Raw genomic sequence first — 25565 nt, 5'->3', positions numbered from 1 at the left:
CGTAGTTAAGGTACGGGAGGCGCGAGCTTTACGTCAGTGCGCTCGGCAAAGTTAACCTCTGTGCGCAAGCGCCAGGGGGCAGCTCGGCGCGCGTCGCGAGTTTGCTCGGGCGCTAGCGTGACGTACCAGAGGTTGTCAAAAGCGGGCAAGGTACCGTGAAACTGGTTTTTGCCGCTGCGCTGCAACACCATAAACGCATCTTGCTTTTCATCAAACGGATGGTCAAGCCACAGCGATAAGCTCGCCGGCATAGGGATGGCGTCGGAGTGCAGTACAACCGTTAACTCACGGCCCTCGGCCTGCCAACTCATATCCGCCGTCAACCCCCACAGTTTCGCGCGCTTATCTTGCTCAAGGCTTTGGTTAATCATGCGCCCTTCTTTGTAGTAATTGTCAATCACCGTATCGTCAGCGTATTTAACCGCCAACGTCACAGTCACCATTGACACAACGACCACCACAATTAGCGGCGTTAACACAAACCATAACCAAGGCTCTTTGTACCATGGGCGTTCAAGTTTTTGCGCTGCTGTAGTCATATACTCTCTTACTGTGTGATTACGATCAAAACGGGCGACCAAACGCTCAACGCCCGCGCGGCAAGCTTCAGTACTCTCGCTGTTGCGGACCGATAAATGATGAATTATTAGTGGTGCGAAGTGTCGGCTTGTCTTTCGCCGTCAAGGTAAATTCTATCTCGGACTTCACCTCAGTTAACGCCTCGCGAGGCACCGCCACCCGCACTGGAACAGTTAACAACTCACCCGACTCAACCTCTAAGGCCCGGTAGCCCTGCAGTTGAAAATCAAACTCACCGTTAAGGGTAATGTCGTAACGGTGTGGCTCATTATCCATATTATTGATCTTTAAGGTGTACACGTTTTGCACATCTTTGCCGCTAATGCGATACATCCGCACTCCACGATCACGCAGAACCTCTAACCCTAACGGGGTACGGTGCGTCAGGTTGCTGACAAATACCGCAATCATCACCACCAGCACCACCAAGTAGCCAATCAAACGCGGTCGCAACACCCGGGTTTTACCCTCTTTAATCGCGTCTTCGGTCGTAAAACTGATCAACCCGCGAGGGTATTCCATCTTATCCATCACGGTATTACAGGCATCCACACACAGCCCACAGTCAATGCACTCGGCTTGCATGCCATCGCGAATATCAATATCCACCGGACACACCTGCACACACCACGAGCAATCAATACAGTCGCCTTTGCCCTCGGCTTTATAATCTTCGCCAACCTTGCGCGGGCCGCGCTTTTCACCGCGAATATGGTTATAAAACACCGTTAGGGTATCGGCATCGTACATCACCGACTGGAACCTGGCGTACGGGCACATGTACTTACACACCTGCTGGCGCATAAAGCCGGCGTTGGTGTAAGTGGCTAAGGTAAAAAACGCCACCCAAAAAACCACCGGAACGCTGCTATCAAACTGCAGTAGGCCACCAATTAACTCTCGCACCGGAACAAAATAACCGACAAACGTTAATGCGGTTACCAGCGCAATAAGCACCCAAATCGCGTGTGTTGCACCGATACGCAGAGCTTTATTCATGCTCCACGGCGCGGCATCTAGTTTTATGCGCTTGTTTCTATCGCCCTGGCACAGAAATTCCGCCCAGATAAACATCTGCGTCCAAACGGTTTGGGGGCAGGTAAAACCGCACCACACCCGCCCCACCAGCACGGTGACGGTAAACAACAAAAACGCGGCAATAATCAGTAGCCAGGCGAGGTAAATGCCGTCCTGCGGCCAGAATGTGGTCCAGAGAATGTGAAATTTTCGGTTGGCTAAATCGAATAACATCGCCGGGCGCCCATCAATGGACAACCAAGGCATTAGCACAAAACCAGCAATCAGTGGCAGGCCGGTATAGCGACGCAGTTTTTGATAAAAGCCGGTAATACGACGGGTATAAACTTTGTCTTCGGCTTCATATAAATTGACGTAACGAATGGTAGGTTCGCCGGCAGCCTGCTCTGACGAAGACGGGTCTTTACTCACAGCTACACCTCATTGCGAGTGGGTTTACCCAGACACCCAGCGATGTGCCCATAAATTATCCAAGGCACTGGCTGGAGAGACGGCCGAAACATAGTCTCGGCCGGGAGTGGTTACTGCTCGTCTATTGGTAAAGACAAGCTATACACATAAGCCGCCAACAAATGAATACGGCTTTCTTTTAGCAGATCCTGCTGTGCCGGCATCACACCGTTGCGACCTTCGCGCAAGGTTTGACGAATATCCTGCGGCTCGCCGCCATAAAGCCAAATATCATCGGTCAAGTTAGGCGCACCCATCGCCTGAGTGCCTTTACCATCCGAGCCGTGGCAGACCACGCAGTTTTGGGCAAAGTGTTTAGCGCCGGCCTCAGCCAATTCGGCATCGTGCTCACGGCCACTGAGGCTCAAGACGTACTCAGCCGTTTCGTGAACCCCCTCTTCACCCAAAATCGGTGCCCATGCTGGCATAGCGCCTTTGCGACCGCCGGTGATGGTTTGCTTAATAGTGGCAGGCTCGCCCCCGTACAGCCAATCGTGATCCGTCAGATTGGGAAACCCATAGTTACCGCCACCGTCTGCGCCGTGACAAACGGCGCAGTTGTTGGCAAATAAACGCAGGCCCATTTTCATGGCATCCGAGTTGCGCGCCAGTTCTTCAATGGGCATAGCGCTGTATTCGCCAAACTGCTCAGAGTAAAGCTCATCGGCTTTTTGCTGTTGTCCCTCGAGCTGGTTGTGGGACGTCCAGCCAGCTAAACCTTTGTATGAACCCAAACCGGGATAAATAATTAAATACACACCGGCAAAGACAAAGGTGGCGAGGAACAATTTAAACCACCAGCTGGGCAGCGGGTTGTCGTACTCCTCAATACCGTCGTAAACGTGGCCCGTGGTGCGGTTTTCGGGCGCTTCGTCGTCCCGCACCGCCACTTTGCGATTGGCCATTAACACCCAAAAAAGCAGAGCTAAGTTGGTTAAGGTGAGGCCGATAATCCAAATATTCCAAAAAATGCTCATAGTAAATTCCGCCTTGCTACATCACCGGTCGATGGGTGTTATCTTTTGCTTTTTTGTGTTGTGTCGTTGTCATCTTGCTCATCGGCAAAAGGTAAATTAGCGTCATCATCAAAGCGCTTACGGCGGCTCGGCGCAAACGCCCACCAGCAAATACCGACAAACGCGATGGCCGCCAACACGGTGCTAATAGCGCCCCAAGTGCCCTTATCCATTAGCGTTTTTCCTTGAGCAATGTGCCCAGCTGTTGCAAATAAGCCACCAATGCATCCATCTCCGTCATACCGCGCACTTTATCGCCCGCACCTTCGATGGTCTCATCAGTGTAGGGAACACCCACTTTGCGTAAGGCTCGCATTTTATCTTCGGTGTGCTTGCCGTCGAGCTTGTTATCATACAGCCAGGGAAACTCAGGCATGTTTGACTCGGGCACCACAATGCGCGGATTAAACAAATGCACTTTGTGCCAGTCGTCCGAGTAGCGACCGCCAACACGAGCAAGGTCAGGGCCTGTGCGTTTAGAGCCCCACAAGAATGGGTGCTCGTACACGCTTTCACCGGCAACCGAGTAATGACCATAACGCTCTACCTCGGCGCGCAGCGGACGCACCATCTGTGTATGGCAAACGTGGCAGCCCTCGCGAATGTAGATATCGCGGCCTTCTAGCTCAACGGGACCAAGCGGTTTAAGTCCCGCGACTGGTTCGGTGGTTTCTTTTAAGAAAAATTGCGGAACAATCTCTACCAAACCGCCAAAACTAATGGCGACAATCACCAGCACGGTCATTAGACCAATATTTTTTTCGACTATATCGTGACCTTTCATCGACTGGCCTCCTTAAACCGCTTGCGCTTGTGGGTTGCTGTCTGACTCCACCTCGCGCGGTGTTTGCGCGGTACGGTAGGTGTTGTAAGCCATCAAAATCATACCGGAGAGGAAGAACACCCCACCTACAAACCGCACCACATAACCGTGGTGGCTGGCTTGCACCGCCTCGACGAAACTATAGGTTAAGGTGCCGTCGTCGTTAAATGCGCGCCACATTAAGCCTTGCATAATGCCGTTGACCCACATTGCCGCGATGTAAAGTACCGTGCCAATAGTCGCCAACCAAAAGTGCACGTTTACCCACTTAACGCTGTACATCTCTTTACGGCCGAACAAGATAGGCAGCAAATGATAAACCGCGCCGATAGAAATCATGGCCACCCAACCCAACGCACCAGAGTGCACGTGACCGATGGTCCAGTCCGTGTTGTGACTCAAAGCGTTAACAGTTTTGATGGACATCATCGGCCCTTCAAAGGTCGACATACCATAGAACGACAATGACACTACCAAAAAGCGCAGGGTCGGGTCGGTGCGCAATTTATGCCAAGCGCCCGAGAGCGTCATAATACCGTTGATCATCCCGCCCCACGATGGCGCAAGCAGAATCAATGACATCACCATGCCCAAGCTTTGCGCCCAATCGGGCAGCGCAGAGTAATGTAAGTGGTGAGCACCGGCCCAGATGTACACCGAGATTAGCGCCCAAAAGTGAACGATAGACAGTTGATAAGAATAAACCGGACGCCCCGCCTGCTTAGGCACGAAGTAGTACATCATGCCCAAGAAACCGGCTGTCAGAAAGAAGCCAACGGCGTTGTGGCCGTACCACCACTGCACCATGGCATCCGCCGCACCGGCGTAAGCCGAGTAAGATTTAAACCAGCTCACCGGAATCGCGGCACTGTTAACGATGTGCAGTATCGCAATGGTTAAAATAAAGCCGCCGTAGAACCAGTTGGCCACATAAATATGTGAGGTTTTACGTTTGACGATAGTGCCAAAAAAGACGATTGCGTAAGAGATCCACACCAGGGCGATAAGAATATCAATGGGCCACTCTAGCTCGGCATACTCTTTGGTCGTCGTCAGCCCTTGTGGCAATGTGATGGCGGCCAAAACAATTACTAACTGCCAACCCCAAAACGTAAACGGCACTAACCAACCGCCAAAGAGCTTGGCCTGACAAGTGCGCTGAACCACGTAGTAGCTGGTTCCCATCAGGGCACAGCCGCCAAACGCAAAGATAACCGCGTTGGTGTGCAGTGGACGCAAACGACCAAAATGGGTAAAGGGTTGAAACAGGTTGTTCAGCTCGGGCCAGCACAACTGGGCGGCGATCAAAACACCTACCCCCATGCCGAAAATACCCCAAACGATCGTCATAATCGAAAATTGACGTACGATTTTATAATCGTAGGTCGGGTGATCGCCGGCCATCACAAGGTTACTACTCATAGGATCTTCCCTATATTTGGCAAAACACAGTTAATTAAAGTTGTATTATTAGAGGTGGTCTATCTGTCCGCTGGCGCACTACAGGTTAAACACAAGTGCGCACGCTGGGCTTATCATGAGCTGATTTGCATCAACTATAGTACAAACCCCGGCGCTGTATATGGCAGCGCGGAAAAATAAGGTATTGCAGTAATACGCCGGCAAGCCAAAGGCTTACCGGCACTTCAGACTTATAGCAGGTTGCGCCCTTTGCTGGCCGCGATCCGCATACGCAAGGCGTTAAGCTTAATAAAGCCCTCGGCATCTTTCTGATCGTACGCGCCGGCATCGTCTTCAAAGGTGGCGACTTTTTCGTCAAACAGGCTATCCGCAGAGCGGCGACCAATTACGTGTACCGCGCCTTTGTATAACTTAACGCGGACATCGCCGTTTACCGGCTCTTGCGACTCATCGATGGCCGTTTGCAGCATTTTGCGCTCTGGGCTCCACCAGTAACCGTTGTAAATAATTTCGGCGTACTTGGGCATTAAACTGTCTTTTAAATGCGCCACTTCGCGATCTAGGGTGATCGACTCAATGGCTCGGTGCGCCTTCAAAATAATGCTGCCCCCGGGAGTTTCGTAGCAGCCGCGCGACTTCATACCCACGTAGCGGTTCTCGACGATATCCAAGCGGCCAATACCGTTATCGCCGCCAAGCTTGTTGAGTTTTTCCAGCACGGTAGCGGGCGACAAGCGCTCGCCATCGATGGCCACGATATCGCCTTTTTCAAAGGTTAGATCGACATAGGTAGGCTCATCCGGGGCATTCTCGGGCGAGACACTCCAGCGCCACATATCGTCTTCGGCTTCGGTCCAGGGGTCTTCCAGCACACCGCCCTCATAGGAGATATGCAGTAGGTTGGCATCCATCGAATAAGGTGACTTTTTCTTTTTGTTGGAAAAATCCACCGGGATATTGTGTTTTTCGCAGTAGTCCATCAAGGTTTCGCGGGAGGTCAGATCCCACTCGCGCCAAGGGGCGATGACCTGAATACCGGGCTTAAGCGCGTAGGCGCCCAGCTCAAAGCGCACCTGATCGTTACCTTTACCGGTCGCACCGTGGGAGATAGCATCGGCACCCGTTTCATTGGCAATTTCGATCAGACGCTTAGAAATCAACGGGCGGGCAATGGAAGTACCCAGCAAGTACTCGCCCTCGTAAATCGTGTTGGCACGAAACATAGGAAAGACAAAGTCGCGCACAAATTCTTCGCGCAGATCATCGATGTAAATTTCTTTAACACCCAGCGCCTCGGCTTTAGCCCGCGCCGGTGCCACCTCTTCACCCTGACCGATGTCGGCCGTGAAGGTCACCACCTCACAGTTGTAGGTTTCTTGCAGCCATTTAACGATAACCGAGGTATCCAACCCCCCAGAGTAGGCCAATACAACTTTTTTGATGGATGACATAGAGATCTCCCGCAGTTGGCTAGCCGTATTGGCTAAACAGTCCAGTTTTACAAACGCCTTACACAGCGCGGCGAAATTGTACCCGCAAATCGGATAAATTCCCACACCAATGTCACCTAATTACACAGATAAACAGTTAGGTAACACGCCTGTGGATAACCTTGGGGCTCGCGCGCGAAAACGCGTATTGCTCGCGCTTACAGGCGGAAGGTCGACACTTTGTCTGTGAGTGCCTCTGAGTGCTCTTTTAACACCTTCGCCCGCGACTGGCCCTGCTCGGCTTCGCCCAAAGAGCGCTCGGCCACATCCGAGATGGTTTGCATATTCTGCATCACCTCCTGCACCACGTGACTTTGCTGCTCGGCGGCTGTGGCAATTTGCGTCGCCATTGCACTGATCGTGGCAACGGCCTCGTTGATCGTGACAAGCGACTGTGAGGCACTATGGGCGTTGGTGACGCTACCTGCGGCCAATTCGCGGCTATCGTCCATAATGGTGACGGCGTTTTTCGAGGTGTCATGCAACGCGCTAATCATGCCTTGAATCTCTTCAGTGCTAGCGTGGGTGCGCTGCGACAACACTCGCACTTCGTCGGCCACCACGGCAAAACCGCGCCCCTGCTCCCCGGCACGGGCGGCCTCGATGGCAGCATTTAGCGCCAGTAAATTGGTTTGCTCGGCAATCCCCTGAATAGTCGCCAAAATACCGTTAATCTCTTGCACTCGCTCGTTTAACGAGCCGACAACACCGCCGGCCTGCTCTAGTTTTTGCGCCAAAGAGTTAATCGAATCGGTGGTGGTATCCACTTGTTTTTTTCCGTCACCGGCACTGCTGACCACCTCGTGCACCGAGTTGGCGGTATTTTCTGCGTGCCGGGCGATTTCGCCGGTGGCGTTGGTCATCTCGCTCATGGCGCGGGTAACACTGTCAATCTGCTCTCGCTGATGCAGCATTTCATTCACCGAGCCGGTCGCCCGCCCTGCGGTAGCCGTGGCGTTTGCGTCCAACTCAGTGGCTTGCAGCCGAATATGCTCCACCAAATCGTGCATATGCTCAACAAACTGATTAAAGCTATGAGCCAGCGAACCGACTTCGTCATTCGAAGCCTCCGGTAACCGGCGCGTCAGGTCGCCACCGCCCGAGGCGATCTCGCGCAGCGCGTCGGACACTCGATGCAAAGGCACAAACAACCGACCAATTAACCAGTTAAGCGCCACAATACTAATCACCACCAACAGCAAGATCACCATCAACTGCTGGGTGAGGCTCGAGTGCACTGGTGCCACCAGTGCGTCGCGATTAAGCATCATCACCAGTACCAGTTCAGATTTTGGCACCTCGGCGGCAAAAACCTGATAGGTCTCACCCTCTACCTCAAGCAGGTTGATATTATCAGTGCCGCGCAGTAGTTGGTCGAGATAACCCGTGGTCAGCTCTGGTGAAATCGAATCCAATTCTGCGTTTAAAAGTGCCTGATTGCTATGGGCAAAAACCGTCCCCTTGCGCTTAGCGATAAACATCGAGCCGTTACCCGGTAGGCTAATACTGCGCAGCTGCTCGACAATACTGTCGAGCACCACATCGGCGCCAATTACGCCAATCACTTGCCCGCCGCCATCGCGCACCACGCGCCCAAGCGATACCACATTTTTTCCAGTGGCAGAGGCAACCGAAGGGTCTTCGACCACGGTTTGCCTGGGCTGCTCTTTGGCGTGGATATACCAACTCCAGATCCGCGGATCGTTATTCCCCTCGGGAAGCACTAGCTCTTTAGCATTGACCAAATCGCCATTTTCAAAACCGAGAAACACGTTATCGACATCAGCAGCCCTTTTAACCTGGTTGAGGTGAGTAACATAATCCTCAGGTAGGGCCTCCCCCGGAAAGCTCTCGAGCGCGCGCCCTTTACTGCTAAACCAATCGCTGACGTACTGCGAAAAAGTACCGGAAATCCCTTTAACCTGGCTGCGGATATTATTTTCCATTTGGCTCATAGCGGCCGAGTAGGCTAACCACGCGACCACCGAACCCACTACAATCAATGCCACAGCGGCAGAGCCACTTATTTTTTTTCTTAGGGACAGACGCATAAATACCCGACCTCAACTGGTTTATCGTTTTTATCAGTGGTGACCCGACATTACTAGGGTAGCCCTAAGCCTACAAGTCGGCGCAGGAGCGTATAAAAATTAAACCACTTGTTTTAGCTATCGTCCAATAGCGCTGTTTCTTTAGCCCCCTGAAGCGCGGCGCAGCAGGGAATCGGCGTAATCTTGTAGCTGAACCAGCAGCTGCTGTTGCTCAGCAGTTAATGCCTCTTGTGCTAACAAAGCGCTCATCCTTTGATCGAAGTCGGCTTTCACCAACCCCGCACCCGCTGCCGGATCTGTGAGCCGTGCATGACAAAAGTCGCGCCACCGCTGGCGCTCTTCAGCGCTGAGAGTCTCGGGGAAATTGCGCGCCCGATAGCGCCACAACAGCTCGGGCAAGCGCGGGTCGTGGAAATCCAGCGGGTCCGCCGCCAACTCTGGCCCACCGCTGCGCCGCACGATGGCGAGCAAACGTTTGTCGTGATCATCCAAAAAGCCGTCGTACAACATTTGTTCGGGGTCAGTGCGCGGGGCAAATTGACTGCTCTGGTAGAGCTTAGCTAACTTGGCGCGCAGAGCGGTAGACTCCACTAAGGTCATGTCGGAAAAGCGCCGCCAATGGGTTTCGGCCTGCGCGCGGTCGACGCCAAGGCGCTCTGCGGCGGCATTATCCAGCATCGCCGGGGGAAGCAGCATGGGGGATTTATTCAGGTGGATTTCTTTCAGTGCCAGCCGCTCCACCCCTTCGGGCAACTCATCGCTGCGCACAAATAAGCGCTCGGCCAAGGCCTCGGCTTCAAGATTAAACAAATCGTCCGGTGCAGCGCTCAAATTATAGGCAATAACGCTGTTTTTATTCTGTGGGTGGAACGCCAACGGCAGCACCAGTGCGCAATTGCCCTGGCTTGAAGGGAACATCGACGATATATGCAGCAACGGCTTAAAACTATCGATATCGATCATGCCGCCGGCAAAGCGCTTGTTGCGCAACCGGTAGGCGTAATCAAACAATTTGGGCTGGCGTCGTTTAACCAGTTTAGCCAAGGCGATGGTGGCGTAAACATCACTTAAGGCATCGTGGGCCAAGCCGTGTTCAAGGTTGTTGGCCTGAGTAAGCGCCTCCAGCTTAAAGCACGGCGTGCCATCATCATAATTGGGCCACTCAATACCCTCGGGCCGCAGCGCACGCGTCATACGCACCATATCGATAATATCCCAGCGGGAGTTACCGTTTTTCCACTCGCGCTCGTAGGGGTCGTAAAAGTTACGGTACAAGCCGTAACGGGTTACCTCATCATCAAAACGAATCGAGTTATAGCCCACTCCACAGGTGCCTGCCACCGCAAATTCGGCGGCAATTTTGGCCATAAATTCGGCTTCAGGTAAACCGTGAGCCTCGGCGTGCTGAGGGGCAATGCCGGTCACTAAGCACGCCTCTGGCTTAGGTAACAAATCCTCTGGCGGCTTACAGTAGATCATTAAAGGCTCGCCGATCACATTTAAATCGGTATCCGTGCGCACCCCGGCAAACTGTGAGGGCCGATCACTGGCCGGCACCTCTCCCCACGTTTCGTAATCGTGCCAATAAAAGGTGTTGTGTCCCGTGTTGTTGGCCGCCACCGCCCCTCCTTAAATACAAAAAAACCACAAAAGTGGCTTTACTGTAACACTTTGGCGGCGCATTGAAATATAATGCTCACGCTTAAAAACTTAAGGGGACCCCAATGAACAAGCTGGAAGAACTCTTTGCCAACAACGCCCGCTGGGCGGAAAAAATCAAAGCTGAAGACCCTGATTTTTTTTCTAAACTATCGCAACAGCAATCACCCGAATACCTTTGGATAGGCTGCTCCGACAGCCGCGTACCGGCCAATCAGATCGTCGACCTTATGCCGGGCGACCTTTTTGTACACCGCAACGTTGCCAATCTCGTGGTCCACACCGACCTAAACTGCATGTCAGTGATGCAGTTTGCGGTGGATGTATTAAAAGTTAAGCACATTATGGTTACCGGCCACTATGGTTGCGGCGGGGTTAAATCCTCTATGCAAAACCAACAGTTTGGTATCGTTGACTACTGGATTCGCAACATTCGCGATGTGTACTTTGCCCACCAAGAAGAGCTGGAAGCGATTGGCGACGAAGACGACCGCATCGACCGCTTGTGCGAACTCAATGTGATGCAACAAGTGGCCAACGTGGCCCACACCAATATTGTGCAAAACGCCTGGAAGCGCGGCCAGGAGCTGACCGTACACGGCTGGTGCTACAGTATTAAAGACGGCATCATTCGAGATCTGATGGACCCGATCGTGGGACCCGACGATATTAGCGAGCGCTACCGCATCGTATAGCACCACTAACACACCAATGTAGCCCGAGGGCTGCCCAAGGATTTGACGTGGCCCGCCTCTTTGCCGAGCTAGACAGCCAGCCCACCGACATAGGTGAAATCTCCCTGCGCCGACGGATGATCCCGGCGCTGGGCGATGATTACATTTACGAGGTAAAGCTGGGCGACGAGTTTTTAATGTCGAGCTTATTTGTCGACGCAGAAGTGGCGCTGGCCGACCTTGGACTTGCCGCCACCGCCGGTGAGCAACTTAAGGTTGTGGTGGGCGGTTTAGGGCTTGGCTACACCGCCAGGGCAGCGCTTAAAGATCCACGTATCGATGAGCTATTAGTGGTAGAGTTTTTAGAGCCAGTTATTAACTGGCACAAAAACGAACTGGTACCAGTGGGTGAGACGTTAAATAACGATAAACGGTGCCGCTATGTACTGGGCAGTTTTTTTGAACTAGCCCAGCCCAACGTAGGCTTTGACCCGGACGCACCCGAGTGTCTGTTTGATGCCATTTTGCTGGACATCGATCACTCGCCCAGCGAGTTTCTCAACAGCAGTAACGCTGGCTTTTACACGCAAGCCAACCTAAGCGCCATGGCACAGCAACTTAAACCCGGTGGCGTATTTGCCATGTGGAGCCAAAACCCGCCAGACCCATCATTTATCGAGTTACTAGAAAGTGTCTTCGCCACAGTGAGCAGCGAGCTTGTGAGTTTTTACAACGCGCTTGCGCAGGTTGAGGCGAGCAACTCGGTGTACATTGCCCGCACTCAGACCGACTAGCCTCGCATCCTATCAATGAGCCGCCTTAACGGCTGCGATACTTTCCACAGACGAGCATTCTCAATCGCGCTTAACTGTTGTCGCAATGCTTGTTCACGCGAGCTTGCCAATGCCAGTTGCGCCGCAATGTCGGCCTCTGTGTTAGCGGCCATCGGCGGCGGTGCTTGATTCGATGCGTCGTCAGAAGCCGGCAACGTTTGTGGCGGCGCTGCGACTTGTTCGCGCTGCAGTGCCTCAAACTTAACTTCAAATTGCTGCAAGTGTTGGATGTATTCCCGCGCGTCCTGTAACTGCCCCATAAGGTCGGTAATATTGTTATACAGGCGCCCCAAATGGTGATCTCTGGTCATCACATGATCACGAATCGTCTGGCTGTCAGTGGCACTTAAGGTATGCCCCGGCGCGGTAATCTCTGGGTCTACGTGTTCCTCGACATAAATGGTCGAGTGCGGTCGAACCTTTTGCTCTCGATCGTCGGTATAGTAATAAAGCGCAAATGACTTACGGCTCCGATCACTTTCCTCGTCAGGCAGCCGCACTTTTTTAAAGCCGTGCCACGAGCTGTTGTGCGTTTCAAACAACACCGCGCGATTAAATACCGGCGGCACAGTCACTACCTCGTCTTGCTCTGGCGGCAAACGCGGGTTTTTATGCAGCTCGATGTTACCGCCCCACGCTGGATCCCAATCGTGATTAAGGTAAATAATTAAATTTAGACGGCGGTGCCAGTTAGTCACCGGGTGGTGGGTAAAGTCGACGTGAACGTCGAGCCCTTGTCCCGATAAATTCTCGTGGCTGCCACCACCAAAATAGTAAGGATCATAAAGCAAGTTATCCAAACCCGTGATTTGACCGACGAAGGCCCGAAACTCATCGGAGCTCGCGAGCTTATCGAGCTCTTGATAAGCACTGCCCAGGCTTGCCACTTTCTCGTTTACCGCTTTGCGACCAACGTGACCATTCTCGTTCATGGCAAGTCGCTCATCAAAGCTGGGAAACTGCTGCAATACCGTTTCACACAGCTCTGGCTGCAAAAAGTTGTCAATCACCACATGACCAAACGGCTTAGCAGAGGCAAACTTTTCTCGCAACAAAGAAGCCTGCGCTACCACATCAGGGTTAATAATTTTCAAACCTTATTCTCCTAGTACTGTACGCCGAGCGCACAGTAGGCACATGTACTACCTACACGCCGCTGCACTCAGCGAAAATCCATGCGGCCTAATCGCCTAATTTGCTGGTTTTTGCGGCCATAATAAAATCGTTTTTATGTAACCCTTTGATCTTATGGGTCCACCAATCCACCGTCACCTTGCCATACTCGGTTACAATTTTGGGGTGGTGCTGAACCTCTTCGGCCAAATCACCAACCTGATTGGTAAAGGTTAAAGCCTCGGCAAAGTTTTTAAACTCAAACTCCCGCGTCAACACCGGAATACCTTCGACAGACTTTACCGTCCACCCGGGTACATCAGTGGCGTGTTTGTCGATTTCCGTTTTCGTCAGCTTTGCTGCATCGGCGCTGCACGCCTCGCAGGTTTGCTCGTGTAATGCAGACATAATCAATCTCCTATCATTTGGATTCACTAGTTGCGACACCCCGATAAACGGTACGTTCCTGCTACGCCCAAAGGCGTGGCAGCCGCGATATTAGCTAACCTTCACCACACCCTCTTCTATCTTGGCACGCCATACCTGTGGACCGGTTTTGTGAACCGACTCACCTTTGCTATCAACCGCGACTGTGACGGGCATATCTTTAACATCAAACTCGTAGATTGCCTCCATCCCCAACTCCGGAAAGCCCAACACTTTTGCTGACTTAATTGCTTGTGCCACCAAATATGCGGCGCCGCCAACGGCCATCAGATAAACCGATTCATTGTCGCGAATAGCCTCAATTGCAATAGGACCGCGCTCGGCTTTACCGATCATGCCCAGCAAACCAGTTTCTTCCAGCATAGTGCGAGTAAACTTGTCCATGCGTGTTGCCGTGGTCGGCCCCGCAGGCCCTACCACCTCGTCGCGCACCGGGTCGACCGGCCCTACGTAGTAGATAAAGCGCCCGGTCATATCCACGGGTAATGTCTCACCTTTGGCGAGCATATCGGTCATTTTTTTATGCGCGGCGTCGCGGCCGGTGAGCATTTTTCCCGACAGCAAAATAGTATCGCCCGGTTGCCACTGTTTAACGTCTTCGGCCGTAACCGTATCCAGATTTACGCGACGCACGGTATCGGACACTTCCCAGCTGATCTCTGGCCAATCATCCAGCGAAGGCGGGGTCTGCAGCGCCGGCCCATCCCCCTCAAGGGTAAAGTGAGCGTGTCGGGTGGCGGCGCAGTTGGGGATAATCGCGACCGCTTTGTTGGCCGCGTGGGTGGGATAATCTTTAACCTTAACGTCCAGTACGGTGGTCAGGCCGCCCAAGCCTTGCGCACCAATCCCTAAACGGTTTACTTTGTCGTATAACTCTAAGCGCAGCTCTTCACTGCGATTATCCGCGCCACGCGCTTGCAGCTCCTGAATATCAACCGGATCCAGCAGTGCTTCTTTGGCCAACAGCATGGCTTTTTCGGCGGTGCCGCCAATACCAATGCCCAACATACCTGGTGGACACCAGCCCGCGCCCATTTTTGGCACCATATCCAGCACCCAATCAACCACCGAATCAGAGGGGTTAAGCATGGCGAACTTCGTTTTTGCCTCACTGCCCCCGCCTTTGGCGGCCACGTGCACATCGACTGTGTTGCCGGGCACGATATTGTAATGAATCACCGCCGGGGTATTATCACCGGTATTTTTACGCGCACCATCCGGATCTTCCAAAATAGAAGCGCGCAATACGTTATCGGGGTTATTGTAGGCGCGGCGCACGCCCTCGTTGACCATATCGGTCACGCCTTGGCTAGCATCCCACTGTACATCCATGCCCACCTCTACAAAGACGGTAACAATGCCAGTATCCTGGCAAATGGGGCGATGTCCCATGGCACACATGCGCGAATTGATTAAAATTTGTGCCATGGCGTCTTTCGCGGCGGGGTTAGCTTCACGCTCGTAAGCTTGGTGGACAGCCTGGATAAAATCGACGGGGTGGTAATAAGAAATAAACTGCAGGGCGTCGGCGACGCTCTCGATAAAATCGGCTTCTTTAATCACGGTAGTCATAGCAAAATCTCTGGGGTATGGATCTTTGCCGGCAATTTTACACCAATCTCCAAAGTAACACTAAGCCGCACCACCTACGATACGCACTGAACTTTAATGAGCTGGCTACACAGATTAATGCCGACGACTCGCTCCCCGTAACTTGCTTAGAGATCCTTGCCCAGAGACAAAACTACACGAGCCATTTAGCGGGAGGGTGCATAACGTCAACGTATCTTACGCACTATGCGCCTAGATAAGGCTGCGATCAGGACACGCCCCTCAGTAGATAACCAAGGAGGCGCCCGACGCTGTACGCATTATGTACATGGCACGAGCGCCACGAAAAACAATCAACTTAATGCGTTACGGCGCCGTTACCGACCCGCCAGAGGCATTACTGATTTGCCGTTTGAGCTGCAAGATATCGTTGTTGGTGTTGCGGCGGTAGGCATCGATGGCGGCGACTGCCTCTTCGTTGGTCTTAACCCTAGTTGCCAAATCCCTTAGCCCGGGTAACTGCTGGGATACGCGTTGCACGTCAATGCTCAAGCTTGCGATTTGATCGGCGCTGGATTTCAGCTTGGCAACCGCCTCGTTTGCCTGAGTCAGCTGGGCCGTCAATTTGTCGAGCTGGGCTTGCAACTCGCGCTTAACACCGTTGGCGCTGGCACTGGCACTCGCGGCGCTTTTCTCGACCGCGCTTAACTGCCGCTTCACTGAGGCCAAGGCATCCTCGTTAGCAACGATTCTCTTGCGGTTGGTGTCTTGCGATACCCCCCAAAGTTTACGGATCTCGGAGTCCGCCCACTGCAATTTGTCCTGGATTTCATCCACAGTTTGGCTGGACTGATCCGAATTTAAATTAAGCCGGGTTTCTAGGCCGGCAATACGATGCTCAGCATCGGCCAGCTCTTTTTGGGATTCGGTTAATTGCCACATTAGATAACCACTACCACCTACGCCAGCAATAGCAACCAACAACGCCAACACAGCAACGGCACCTGGCCCTTGCCGCTCATCGGATGGCGGTGGTGGTGGCGGTGGACGATGCGCAGCCGATGCACGATTGGCACCTGCGCGCGGTACGGGTTGATCGTCATGCTCGTCACGGTCGGGGATCACTCCCCCCAGAGTGGGCTCTTTGCGTTCCATAAGGGTCCTATACTGCAAATCTAATAGTCACAACAACGCATGAAATCATCATGCCAATGAATATGGTAGTGGTTATAACAGTTATGGCAGTAAAAAAGAAGGGATGTTCCTGCGATACAAAAAACGCCGGCATTGCCGGCGTTTTTTGTGACAAGGGCTGGTTTACAGCACATAAACACAGCACTTGCTCGTACAATAAAACAACAACTTAGGCAAAGTTGGCGTTAACAAATTCCCAGTTAACCAGTGCCCAGAACGCGTCCATGTACTTCGGACGAGCGTTGCGATAATCAATGTAGTACGCGTGCTCCCACACATCAACGGTCAGCAACGGGGTTACTGAATCGTCAGTCAGCGGGGTTTCAGCGTTCGAGGTGTTAACAATGGCCACAGAACCGTCGGCTTTTTTAACCAGCCAAGTCCAGCCCGAACCAAAATTACCCACAGCTTGCGCGGTAAACTCTTCTTTGAACTTGTCAAAAGAGCCAAACGCTGCATCGATTGCGCTGGCCACCGAACCGCTAGCGGCGCCGCCACCGTTGGGGCTCAGGCAGTGCCAGTAAAAGGTGTGGTTCCAAATTTGTGCCGCGTTGTTAAACACACCACCTTTAGAAGTTTTAACCACCTCTTCCAGAGTTTTGCCTTCAAACTCAGTGCCTGGTACCGCAGCGTTGAGCTTATCAACGTAGGTTTTGTGGTGTTTGCCGTAATGGAATTCTAAGGTCTCTTCAGAGATGTGTGGAGCCAAAGCATCTTTTGCGTAGGGCAGTTCCGGTAATTCAAAAGCCATAACGTTCTCCTTAAGTACACGGGTAAAAAGCTACACGGTTAAAATTTTGCACGATAAAAGGTACACCGTGAAAAAACTACACCAGTCTCAGCCGGTATTTGTAAGATTTGTCATCGATGGGGCTTGCGATCGATGCTTATACAGATAAAGCAATTGTGAGGCCATAACTATCGCCTCTTAAAAAAATAAAGGCACCTACCAAGTAGGTGCCTTTAGTGGGGCTGGGCTTACATCATGCCGCCCATGCCACCCATACCGCCCATGCCGCCCATATCAGGCGCGCCACCGGCACCGCCTTCGTCAGGCTTGTCGGCAACCATGGCTTCGGTGGTAATCATCAAGCCGGCCACCGAACCTGCCGCTTGCAGTGCGGTACGGGTTACTTTCGCCGGATCAAGGATACCCATTTCCAGCATATCGCCGTATTCACCAGTAGCGGCGTTAAAGCCGAAGTTACCTTCACCTTTACGAACCACATCGGCCACCACAGAGGCTTCTTCACCGGCGTTGGTGACGATTTGACGCAGAGGCGCTTCCATCGCACGACGAGCGATCGCGATACCGGCATCTTGCTCTTCGTTGTCACCTTTCAGATCCATAATAGCGGCCACAGCGCGTAACAAGGCGGTACCACCACCAGGCACAACGCCCTCTTCTACCGCAGCGCGAGTCGCGTGCAGGGCATCTTCAACGCGCGCTTTCTTCTCTTTCATTTCCATCTCAGTGGCTGCACCAACTTTGATCACAGCAACACCGCCGGCCAACTTGGCCACGCGCTCTTGCAGTTTTTCGCGATCATAATCAGATGAAGTCTCTTCGATCTGAGTGCGGAGTTGACCAACACGCGACTCAATTTCTTGAGCGTTACCGGCGCCATCGACAATGGTGGTGTTCTCTTTGCTCATGGTCACTCGCTTAGCGGTACCCAAGTGCTCGAGCGTCACGTTCTCTAGGTCCAAGCCAACTTCTTCGCTGATTACAGTGCCGCCAGTCAGTACGGCGATGTCTTGCAGCATGGCTTTACGGCGATCACCAAAGCCCGGCGCTTTACACGCTGATACTTTAACAATACCGCGCATGTTGTTTACCACCAAGGTGGCCAGCGCTTCGCCTTCTACGTCTTCGGCAACAATCACTAACGGCTTGCCAGACTTAGCAACCGCTTCTAGGGTTGGCAACAGCTCGCGGATGTTGGAGATTTTTTTATCGACCAGCAACACGTAAGGCGCGTCTTGCTCAACCATCATGTTGTCTTGGTTGGTGATAAAGTAAGGGGATAAGTAACCGCGATCAAACTGCATACCTTCAACGACGTCTAGCTCGTTCTCAAGGCTGGTGCCCTCTTCAACGGTGATCACACCTTCTTTGCCCACTTTGGCCATCGCTTCGGCAATAATATCGCCGATGTGCGAATCGCTATTGGCCGAGATAGTACCCACCTGAGCAATCGCTTTAGGGGTATCGCAAGGTTGCGCAATAGACTGAATGTGAGCAACCGCCGCGATCACGGCTTTGTCGATGCCGCGCTTCAGATCCATCGGGTTCATGCCCGCAGCCACTGATTTTAAACCTTCATTAACAATGGATTGCGCCAATACCGTCGCGGTAGTGGTACCGTCACCGGCATCGTCAGACGCTTTAGAGGCAACCTCTTTCACCATCTGCGCGCCCATGTTCTCAAACTTGTCTTCCAGGCTGATTTCTTTAGCCACAGAAACACCATCTTTGGTGACAGTCGGTGCACCAAAAGATTTCTCTAACACCACGTTGCGGCCCTTGGGCCCCAAGGTTGCTTTTACGGCATCAGCCAGAATGTTAACGCCTTTTGCCATACGCTGACGGGCGCTATCACCAAATTTCACTTCTTTAGCAGACATAATTCAATTCCTTGCAATAAATCGTTCAACAACACGTTAAGGGGGGTATCTTAAGCAAGTACGGCTTTGATATCGCCTTCGCTCAAAATCACCAACTCTTCACCTTCAACTTCGATGGTGTCGCTGCCGGCGTATTTGCCGAATACAACGGTGTCACCCACTTTCACGTCTACCGGACGAACCTCACCGTTATCCAGCACGCGGCCATTACCTACTGCCACAACTTCACCTTGATTGGGCTTTTCTTTGGCAGAGCCTGGCAAAACAATACCACCAGCGGTCGTTTGCTCTTCTTCCTTGCGGCGAACCACAACGCGATCATGTAACGGACGAATATTCATGGACTTCTATCTCCAACTAACAGATGTAGTAACAAAAGGTAGTAACAACAATGTCAAACCCGGGTTACCCCGGACCTTTGCCGAACCGGCAAAAATTCGGATATTGCGCGCAGCCATCGCCACACACTTGCGAACTTGCTCAAAAGGTGGGGTTGGCCACTGAGTATTTCAATGGCTCAAACAGGAAAAAAGCAAAAAAAGCAGAGGTTTTGCAAGGATTTAGTCTAGACCACACCAAGGCGATCACTTTTTAGGCAGTGAGGGGTCGTTTTTTACGTCGTCAGTACGGCTAAACTCGCCATCGTAAACATCACCATCGGCCGGGTGAGTAGGCCCGGCCCGGCCGGGGTTCATGCTTGCACCCCCTACTACAATGCGCTTACCCAGAGCGTTAAACAAGGCGTGCCGACAAGCGGGTATCAACAAAACAAAACCTAGGGTATCGGTAAAAAAGCCCGGGGTTAACAGCATCGCACCGGCAAAAGCCAGCATAATACCCTCTACCATCTCCCTTGCAGGCATTTGCCCCTGCTGCATGCGACTGCGGGCGCGCATCAGTGTCGCCAGCCCTTGCCAGCGCAGCAGCAACACGCCAAAAACGGCGGTCAATACCACCAGCGCCACCGTGGGCATCGCCCCAATCCGGCTACCCACCTGAATAAACAGGCCAATCTCCAACAGTGGAACAACAATAAAAAGAATAAAGAATATCGGCATCTGGGCTCTCCGGTGTGCTCGGTTTAATAGCGTTGAAGCGCTACCACTCGTAACTTACCCCCACCATCAGGCGGGTGTCTTCGCGTTCTTTGTCTTGCTGCGGTTGGTTGTCGATGTTGTAATCGACCTTGACCTCAGAGTACAAACTGCCCGCCAGCAAGGTGCTCAGCCCGGTCCCTGAGGTCAGGCGCCAATCACTGCTGTCTTCGAGTGATCGGGTGATTTCATTTTCATGGAAAAACGATACGCCAAAAGGCAGCAGATAGCGGAAGTTAGTTCCCAGGCGTAAAGCAAACCGTTCATTCACTTCACTAAAGTCATCTTCTGGCTCATCGGGTATCTCGTACTTTTCGTTCAAGTACGTGAGCCCGGCAGTAAGCGCTAGGGCGGTATCTGAGTTTTCCCAAAACTGATAACCGGTACCACTACCTAACGTGTAGTACTGTTCAACACCGCGGGACTCATCGGCGCCAACGGAGACATCATTGGTCCAGAACCAGCGCTCGCGAAAAAACCAATCCAGCGTGTAGCGCCCCAGCCACAGCTCATCGGGCGCTTCGCGATCAGAAGAGTAGCTGGCGTATTCAATATTGGCGTTGTGACGAAACTCACTGCGGCGATACTCGATATGGGTCTTCATCTTTATATCGCTGCGAATGTCGTTGCCCTCGGCAAAAAAGCCCGACAGGCCAAACTTACCCCGATAAATATACTCGCCTTCGATATGACTCTCGAACGGCAGCATGATCTCGAGCGACGCCAAGGGCACACTGCGTTGATCCGGGTCACCCCCACAGGAGTAAAACAAGTACTCCTGTTTCATACCGTCGATCAAGCACGGTGTCGCACTGCCACTTAATTTCATTGGCATAGTCGTGCTGATGTTTTTGATTTTAGAACGGGCTATTTTCACATCGCCAAAATTACTACTGCCCCACACCAGTGACTCGCCATCGAGCTTAACAAAGTCCCCCTCCAGACGGTCGCCATTAAACAACTCGACGAACCCCGCCTGCGCCGCACTCGCGTTAAGCAATAAAAGTACAATGAGTCCCAGTTTTTTCACACTCGCAACCACTCTCGCATTACACTAATTCAAACGAGCTAACGCATCCCACATTAGCTTTATTCAAGGAATTCTTATGCGATCCATGCAGACGCCTCAACTTACTGACAAGCCGCCCGATCCGTTTTACACGGCACTTTACACTGTACTGGCCCGGGTACCCGCAGGGCGAGTTATCACCTACGGCCAGTTGGCCGCACTGGCGGGCCGCCCTGGCGCGGCCCGCTGGGCCGGCAGGCTATTGCGCGCCCTGCCAAACGACACCCTATTGCCTTGGCACCGGGTCGTGGCGGCTAGCGGCAAGCTGTCACTGCCAGCCGGCTCCGACGCGGCCAATCGTCAACGCACACGGCTTGAGGCCGAAGGCGTCGTGTTTCGGGGCGAGCGTATTCGGCTTGCGCATTATCGCTGGCTTGCCGAGTAACCGCCCCGTCAACGGGCTGAGGGTTCACGATCTGGCTGAGGGCGCTCTACCCGGTCGCGCTGATGGCTCTCGCGATCAGGTTTAAGCTGGCGTCCAATCACCAGCAACAATATTAGCCCCGGCATCACCATCACCGCCGTCAACACAAAAAATAACGCCCAGTTACCGCCCAGCCAATCGACCAAGGTACCACTGCCAGAGGCCAAAGTGGTTCTGCCTAAGTTGCCAAGCGACGCCAGCAGCGCGTATTGCGCGCCCGAAAACGCGCGGCCGGTAAGCCAGGTAAGCAACGAGACAAACGCCACCGTCGAAAAAGCCGCACAAAAGTTATCGACGACAATCGCCGCCATAAATAGTCTTTCATCGGGGCCGGTTACGGCAATCCAGGCAAACATTAAGTTGCTAGCGGCCATGGCCACACCGCCAATAAACAAGCCGCGTACAATACCGTAACGAATATTGATGGTGCTGCCCAGTAAAGTAAAACCGACCGTTAACCCCCAGCCGATCAACTTTGAATAGTGGGCAATATCTTCATTGGAGAAGCCGATCTCGCGGTAAAACACAATCGACATACGCCCTAAAAATGCCTCGCCAATCTTAAACAAAAAGACAAACAGCAGTATCGACACCGCCAGGCGCCATCCGTTGCGCCGAAAGAAATCAGCAAACGGCTCAATCACCGTCACGCTCAGCCACACCAAGATACGATCAATACGCCCACTGCCCGCCTTTAGCGCGCCGGCATAGCGCAACTGCGCGGCCGCTTGCAGCTGTTCGCGGTCCGTCACCGGCTCGCGTACGAGCAAGGTAAACACCATCAATAACGCCATCACCAGCGCCATCCACAAATACACGCCCGACCAACCGACCACATCGGCATTGGCAAAAGCCAAATAGCCCGGCAGAGAATAGCCCGTCCACCAACCGATAATACTCACCGCCGAGGCTGCCGGAACCCGGCCGGCATCACTGCCGATAATTTCAATACGGTAAGCATCTATCGCGATATCGTGAGTGGCAGAGCAAATGGCAATACCCAAGGCTAAAATACCCGTCCACAGCAAACTGACGGCGGGCTGAGTACCAACCACCCCCACAATCAGCAGTAGCATCAAACCTTGCAGGCAAAAAATCCAGCTGCGACGCAGCCCTAAACGGCGAGTAAAAAACGGCAATTGCACCCTATCGAGCAGCGGCGCCCACAAAAAATTGATAGCGTAAACGACGAACACAGCGCCGATCAGCCCTACCTCGGCGCGCGAGATGCCGGCGTCGGTTAACCAGCCGGTTAAATTAGAACCAATTAAAACGAAGGGGAAACCAGACGAACAGCCCAGTAAAAATACATACAGCAGGCGAATATCGCGGTATTGCTTAAATGCCGCAAGCCAAGGATGGGCTGCAGCGGTACTGGTTTTTTGCATAGCCCGGGCCGGTTGCTCAAATGCGCAACGTTAGCAGAAATCGGCCCAGGGCGCAGCATTGCTACTCAACCGTTAGCGCCGCACCTGCAAAGTTTCGTAAAAAGCCGCCAATGACACCAGCAGCCCACCGACTATTGTCGCAACGGTAGGCACACTGCCAAGTAGTAACAACGCATAAAGTACGCCGTAAACCGGTTGCATGCACGAGACCAGGCCGACAGTTTTGGGCCGTAAAAAACGCAAAGAATAGCCCAGTAACGTATGGGCAACCGCTGTAAACACGACCCCGAGCAACAGCACCAGGCCGATGTCCGCCACTTGCGGCAACTCTCCCACCAACAACAATGCCGGGGCAATCATCACGGCGGTAATGGCGGTTTGATACGCGAGTGAGCGAGCCGCGCTTACATCGCTAAACCAGTGCCCCAGCAAGATATTGCGCAAGGCAAACAACAGCGCCGAGAGCAACCCCCACAGCACACCCTGAGTTCCGTTATTGGCTAAATCAAACTCGGGCACAAGCAAGTAAATACCCAGCAGCACTAACAGACCACTGACTAAGTCGCGCCAATTAAGCCGAATACGGGTAAAGAAGGGTTCGAGAAAGACGGTCATCACCGGGTAGGCAAACAATGCAATCATACCGATGGCAACGCTGGATACCTGCATGGCCTGAAAGTAGGTAATCCAGTGTAGGCCAAGTAATAAGCCCAACACCAGCATGCGACCATAAGCGCGGGCGCTGCTAAGACGAATAGTACCCTCGCGCCACTGCACCCACGCAAACAACACCAGCGCGGCAATCGCGGTTCGGTAACCGGTAATCTCCCACGCGGGCAAATCGATAATCCGCGCAAAGATGCCGGTCGCGCCCATGAGCACGACCGTCAGGTGCAAGGTAAACATTGCCGAACGAGCGCTATACATAAATTTGGGGACGAGCCCGGCCCGCCATCACAAAGACATTATACGATCAGCGCGAAGAGCGATGACCACCTCGCGGACCACGGCTATTACCCCGGCTCGGGCCGCGCTTATGACCGCCCCCGCCACTGCGCGACGAGCGATCACTACTACTGCGGCGCGGCGCTGGCGCCATCGGCGGCATCTCGGCCAACAGCGCCTCGGGCGGCTGCTCACAGGGCAATGGTTTGCCTAGCAACTGCTGAATCGGCTCCAACAAAAAGGCGTCGTCTTCACAGGCAAAACTAATAGACGTGCCGCTATTGCCCGCGCGGCCAGTGCGGCCAATCCGGTGAACGTAATCTTCGGGCTCTTCCGGCAAGGTAAAGTTCACCACATGACTGATACCATCGATATGAATCCCGCGGCCGGCAACATCGGTTGCAACCAGCACCTTAATGGCGCCATCTTTAAAGGCGTTAAGGGTGGACACGCGTTTATTCTGGGCGATCTCGCCAGACAGCAAGCCGACTTTAATACCGTGGCGCTTGAGCTTATCTTCTAGCCGGCGGCATTCGTCGCGGCGGTTGGCGAATACAATCATGCTCTCGACCGACTCATCTTGGATCAAATTGTAGAGCAAGGTGTATTTTTCATCGGTGCTGGCCAGATACACATATTGGGTTACTGTATCGGTGGCCACGCTTTCCGGCTCGATCACAATGGTCTCGGGATTATTGGTCCACTGATCTACCAAGCGGTGCACTTCATCGGTAAAGGTGGCCGAGAAGAACAAGGTTTGACGCTCTTCGCGGCGCGGTGTTTGCCGCACAATTTGCCGCACCTGCGGAATAAAACCCATATCCAACATGCGGTCGGCTTCATCGATCACCATGATCTCGAGCTGATCCAAATGCACATCTTTATTGCGACAAAAGTCCAACAAACGCCCCGGTGTCGCCACCAGAATATCCACCAAACTATCGTTGAGACGCCGTTGCTGTTTGCCGTAATCCATACCACCCACCAAGGTATGCACTTGCAGGTCAGTGTATTTACACAGCAGCTCGGCGTCTTCCGCGATTTGCATCACCAGCTCACGGGTCGGTGCAATCACCAGCGCTCGCGCCTCACCGGCGTAGCGCTGCTCCTCTAAGGGGTGCTTCAATAAATCTTCAATAATCGCCGTTAAAAAGGCGGCGGTTTTCCCTGTCCCGGTCTGGGCCTTACCCACCACATCGCGCCCTTTTAGGGCGAAGGGCAACGACTGCCCCTGAATCGGCGAACAGTACTCAAAGCCTAAGTCAGCAATGGCATGCATCAGATCGTTATCTAAGTGGAAGTCATGGAAACGCACTTTGCCTGCCACTTCCGGGACCGGAAACTGAGAGATATCCCAAGGCTGCTTGGGCGGGCGCTTAGCGCTTTTGCCCGAACGCTCCCGGCTGGAGCTAGTATTCTTAGGCGCGCGCGTATCGGCGCTATCTTTGCTGGAGGCCTTACCATCACGCTTATTGCGGTTATTTGCCCCACCTTTGCTACCGCCCGATTTAGGCTTGGCGTTGGTTTTATCGCCCGGCTTATTTTTAGGGCCGCGCGCGGTCTTGGGCGCGTCGGCGTCTTGATTGGGTTTTGCCGTTTGCTTCGGCGAGCTGTCGCCACCGACAATCTTTTTGAACAGCTTTGCGATCAAAATAGAACACCTGTTGATTAAAATGT

Annotated in this window: 24 protein-coding genes; 3 read left to right on the top strand and 21 right to left on the bottom strand. The window is 53.1% G+C overall.

Annotated elements, in window-relative coordinates; genetic code table 11:
• Positions 1-5: 5 nt before the first annotated feature.
• The 9 genes from AACY82_RS00375 to sbcB form a co-directional block, all read right to left on the bottom strand.
• Entirely contained in the window at positions 6-539 is a 534-nt protein-coding gene (locus AACY82_RS00375) for a FixH family protein (protein WP_339614772.1), read from the bottom strand.
• Positions 540-606: 67 nt separating this feature from the next.
• Complete coding sequence (ccoG, locus tag AACY82_RS00370; RefSeq protein ID WP_339614771.1) at positions 607-2028, bottom strand: cytochrome c oxidase accessory protein CcoG; 1422 nt, start codon at positions 2026-2028, stop codon at positions 607-609.
• Between the two features lie 110 nt (positions 2029-2138).
• Entirely contained in the window at positions 2139-3044 is a 906-nt protein-coding gene (gene ccoP / locus AACY82_RS00365; RefSeq protein ID WP_339614770.1) for a cytochrome-c oxidase, cbb3-type subunit III, read from the bottom strand.
• Between the two features lie 38 nt (positions 3045-3082).
• On the bottom strand, positions 3083-3256 hold the full coding sequence (locus tag AACY82_RS00360) for a cbb3-type cytochrome c oxidase subunit 3 (RefSeq protein WP_339614769.1): 174 nt from the start codon (positions 3254-3256) through the stop codon (positions 3083-3085).
• A complete protein-coding gene (ccoO, locus tag AACY82_RS00355; RefSeq protein ID WP_339614768.1) occupies positions 3256-3867 on the bottom strand; it encodes a cytochrome-c oxidase, cbb3-type subunit II in 612 nt (203 codons plus the stop codon). The genes AACY82_RS00360 and ccoO overlap by 1 nt, the downstream gene beginning before the upstream one ends.
• 12 nt (positions 3868-3879) lie before the next feature.
• Positions 3880-5328 (bottom strand): cytochrome-c oxidase, cbb3-type subunit I, encoded by a 1449-nt coding sequence (gene ccoN / locus AACY82_RS00350; protein WP_339614767.1) that lies wholly within the window; start codon positions 5326-5328, stop codon positions 3880-3882.
• Between the two features lie 230 nt (positions 5329-5558).
• A complete protein-coding gene (locus AACY82_RS00345) occupies positions 5559-6779 on the bottom strand; it encodes an argininosuccinate synthase (RefSeq protein WP_339614766.1) in 1221 nt (406 codons plus the stop codon).
• Positions 6780-6976: 197 nt separating this feature from the next.
• Positions 6977-8827: a methyl-accepting chemotaxis protein gene (locus tag AACY82_RS00340; protein ID WP_339614765.1), complete on the bottom strand. Its 1851-nt coding sequence runs from the start codon at positions 8825-8827 to the stop codon at positions 6977-6979.
• Between the two features lie 183 nt (positions 8828-9010).
• Positions 9011-10489, bottom strand: a complete 1479-nt coding sequence (gene sbcB, locus AACY82_RS00335) for an exodeoxyribonuclease I (protein ID WP_339614764.1) — start codon at positions 10487-10489, stop codon at positions 9011-9013.
• Between the two features lie 104 nt (positions 10490-10593).
• Between sbcB and can the strand changes: the two genes are divergently transcribed.
• Positions 10594-11223 (top strand): carbonate dehydratase, encoded by a 630-nt coding sequence (can, locus tag AACY82_RS00330; protein ID WP_339614763.1) that lies wholly within the window; start codon positions 10594-10596, stop codon positions 11221-11223.
• A gap of 47 nt (positions 11224-11270) precedes the next feature.
• The gene (locus AACY82_RS00325; RefSeq protein WP_339614762.1) at positions 11271-11996 is read left to right on the top strand and encodes a spermidine synthase; all 726 of its coding nucleotides are present in this window, start codon (positions 11271-11273) and stop codon (positions 11994-11996) included.
• On the opposite strand, the gene AACY82_RS00320 is transcribed toward AACY82_RS00325, so the two are convergent.
• The 9 genes from AACY82_RS00320 to AACY82_RS00280 all read right to left on the bottom strand — a co-directional run bounded on the left by AACY82_RS00320 (position 11993) and on the right by AACY82_RS00280 (position 21092).
• Entirely contained in the window at positions 11993-13129 is a 1137-nt protein-coding gene (locus AACY82_RS00320) for a 2OG-Fe(II) oxygenase (protein ID WP_339614761.1), read from the bottom strand. The genes AACY82_RS00325 and AACY82_RS00320 overlap by 4 nt on opposite strands.
• Before the next feature lie 88 nt (positions 13130-13217).
• On the bottom strand, positions 13218-13556 hold the full coding sequence (locus AACY82_RS00315) for a 4a-hydroxytetrahydrobiopterin dehydratase (RefSeq protein ID WP_339614760.1): 339 nt from the start codon (positions 13554-13556) through the stop codon (positions 13218-13220).
• A 90-nt stretch (positions 13557-13646) separates the two neighbouring features.
• Entirely contained in the window at positions 13647-15167 is a 1521-nt protein-coding gene (locus AACY82_RS00310; protein WP_339614759.1) for a fumarate hydratase, read from the bottom strand.
• A 345-nt stretch (positions 15168-15512) separates the two neighbouring features.
• Positions 15513-16301 carry a hypothetical protein gene (locus tag AACY82_RS00305; RefSeq protein WP_339614758.1) on the bottom strand — a complete coding sequence of 263 codons (789 nt, stop codon included), beginning with the start codon at positions 16299-16301 and terminating at the stop codon, positions 15513-15515.
• 208 nt (positions 16302-16509) lie between these two features.
• The gene (locus tag AACY82_RS00300; RefSeq protein WP_339614757.1) at positions 16510-17091 is read right to left on the bottom strand and encodes a Fe-Mn family superoxide dismutase; all 582 of its coding nucleotides are present in this window, start codon (positions 17089-17091) and stop codon (positions 16510-16512) included.
• A 227-nt stretch (positions 17092-17318) separates the two neighbouring features.
• Complete coding sequence (gene groL, locus AACY82_RS00295; RefSeq protein WP_339614756.1) at positions 17319-18968, bottom strand: chaperonin GroEL; 1650 nt, start codon at positions 18966-18968, stop codon at positions 17319-17321.
• A 50-nt stretch (positions 18969-19018) separates the two neighbouring features.
• Positions 19019-19309, bottom strand: a complete 291-nt coding sequence (groES, locus tag AACY82_RS00290; protein ID WP_339614755.1) for a co-chaperone GroES — start codon at positions 19307-19309, stop codon at positions 19019-19021.
• A 243-nt stretch (positions 19310-19552) separates the two neighbouring features.
• Positions 19553-20026 (bottom strand): FxsA family protein, encoded by a 474-nt coding sequence (locus AACY82_RS00285; RefSeq protein ID WP_339614754.1) that lies wholly within the window; start codon positions 20024-20026, stop codon positions 19553-19555.
• Between the two features lie 40 nt (positions 20027-20066).
• Positions 20067-21092 carry a DUF481 domain-containing protein gene (locus tag AACY82_RS00280; protein WP_339614753.1) on the bottom strand — a complete coding sequence of 342 codons (1026 nt, stop codon included), beginning with the start codon at positions 21090-21092 and terminating at the stop codon, positions 20067-20069.
• Between the two features lie 76 nt (positions 21093-21168).
• Here AACY82_RS00280 and AACY82_RS00275 point away from each other — a divergent pair, with 76 nt between their 5' ends.
• Entirely contained in the window at positions 21169-21516 is a 348-nt protein-coding gene (locus tag AACY82_RS00275) for an MGMT family protein (RefSeq protein ID WP_339614752.1), read from the top strand.
• Between the two features lie 8 nt (positions 21517-21524).
• Here the strand turns inward: AACY82_RS00275 and AACY82_RS00270 are convergent, their stop codons facing one another.
• From AACY82_RS00270 to rhlB, 3 genes are all read right to left on the bottom strand, one after another.
• Entirely contained in the window at positions 21525-22943 is a 1419-nt protein-coding gene (locus AACY82_RS00270; protein WP_339614751.1) for an MFS transporter, read from the bottom strand.
• A 72-nt stretch (positions 22944-23015) separates the two neighbouring features.
• On the bottom strand, positions 23016-23870 hold the full coding sequence (locus tag AACY82_RS00265) for a DMT family transporter (protein ID WP_339614750.1): 855 nt from the start codon (positions 23868-23870) through the stop codon (positions 23016-23018).
• A 46-nt stretch (positions 23871-23916) separates the two neighbouring features.
• A complete protein-coding gene (rhlB, locus tag AACY82_RS00260; RefSeq protein ID WP_339614749.1) occupies positions 23917-25539 on the bottom strand; it encodes an ATP-dependent RNA helicase RhlB in 1623 nt (540 codons plus the stop codon).
• Positions 25540-25565: the final 26 nt, after the last annotated feature.

The sequence above is a fragment of the uncultured Gilvimarinus sp. genome (genome assembly GCF_963972205.1).
Taxonomy (GTDB): Bacteria; Pseudomonadota; Gammaproteobacteria; order Pseudomonadales; family Cellvibrionaceae; genus Gilvimarinus; species Gilvimarinus japonicus.
This window is presented reverse-complemented; position numbering and strand designations above follow the sequence as displayed.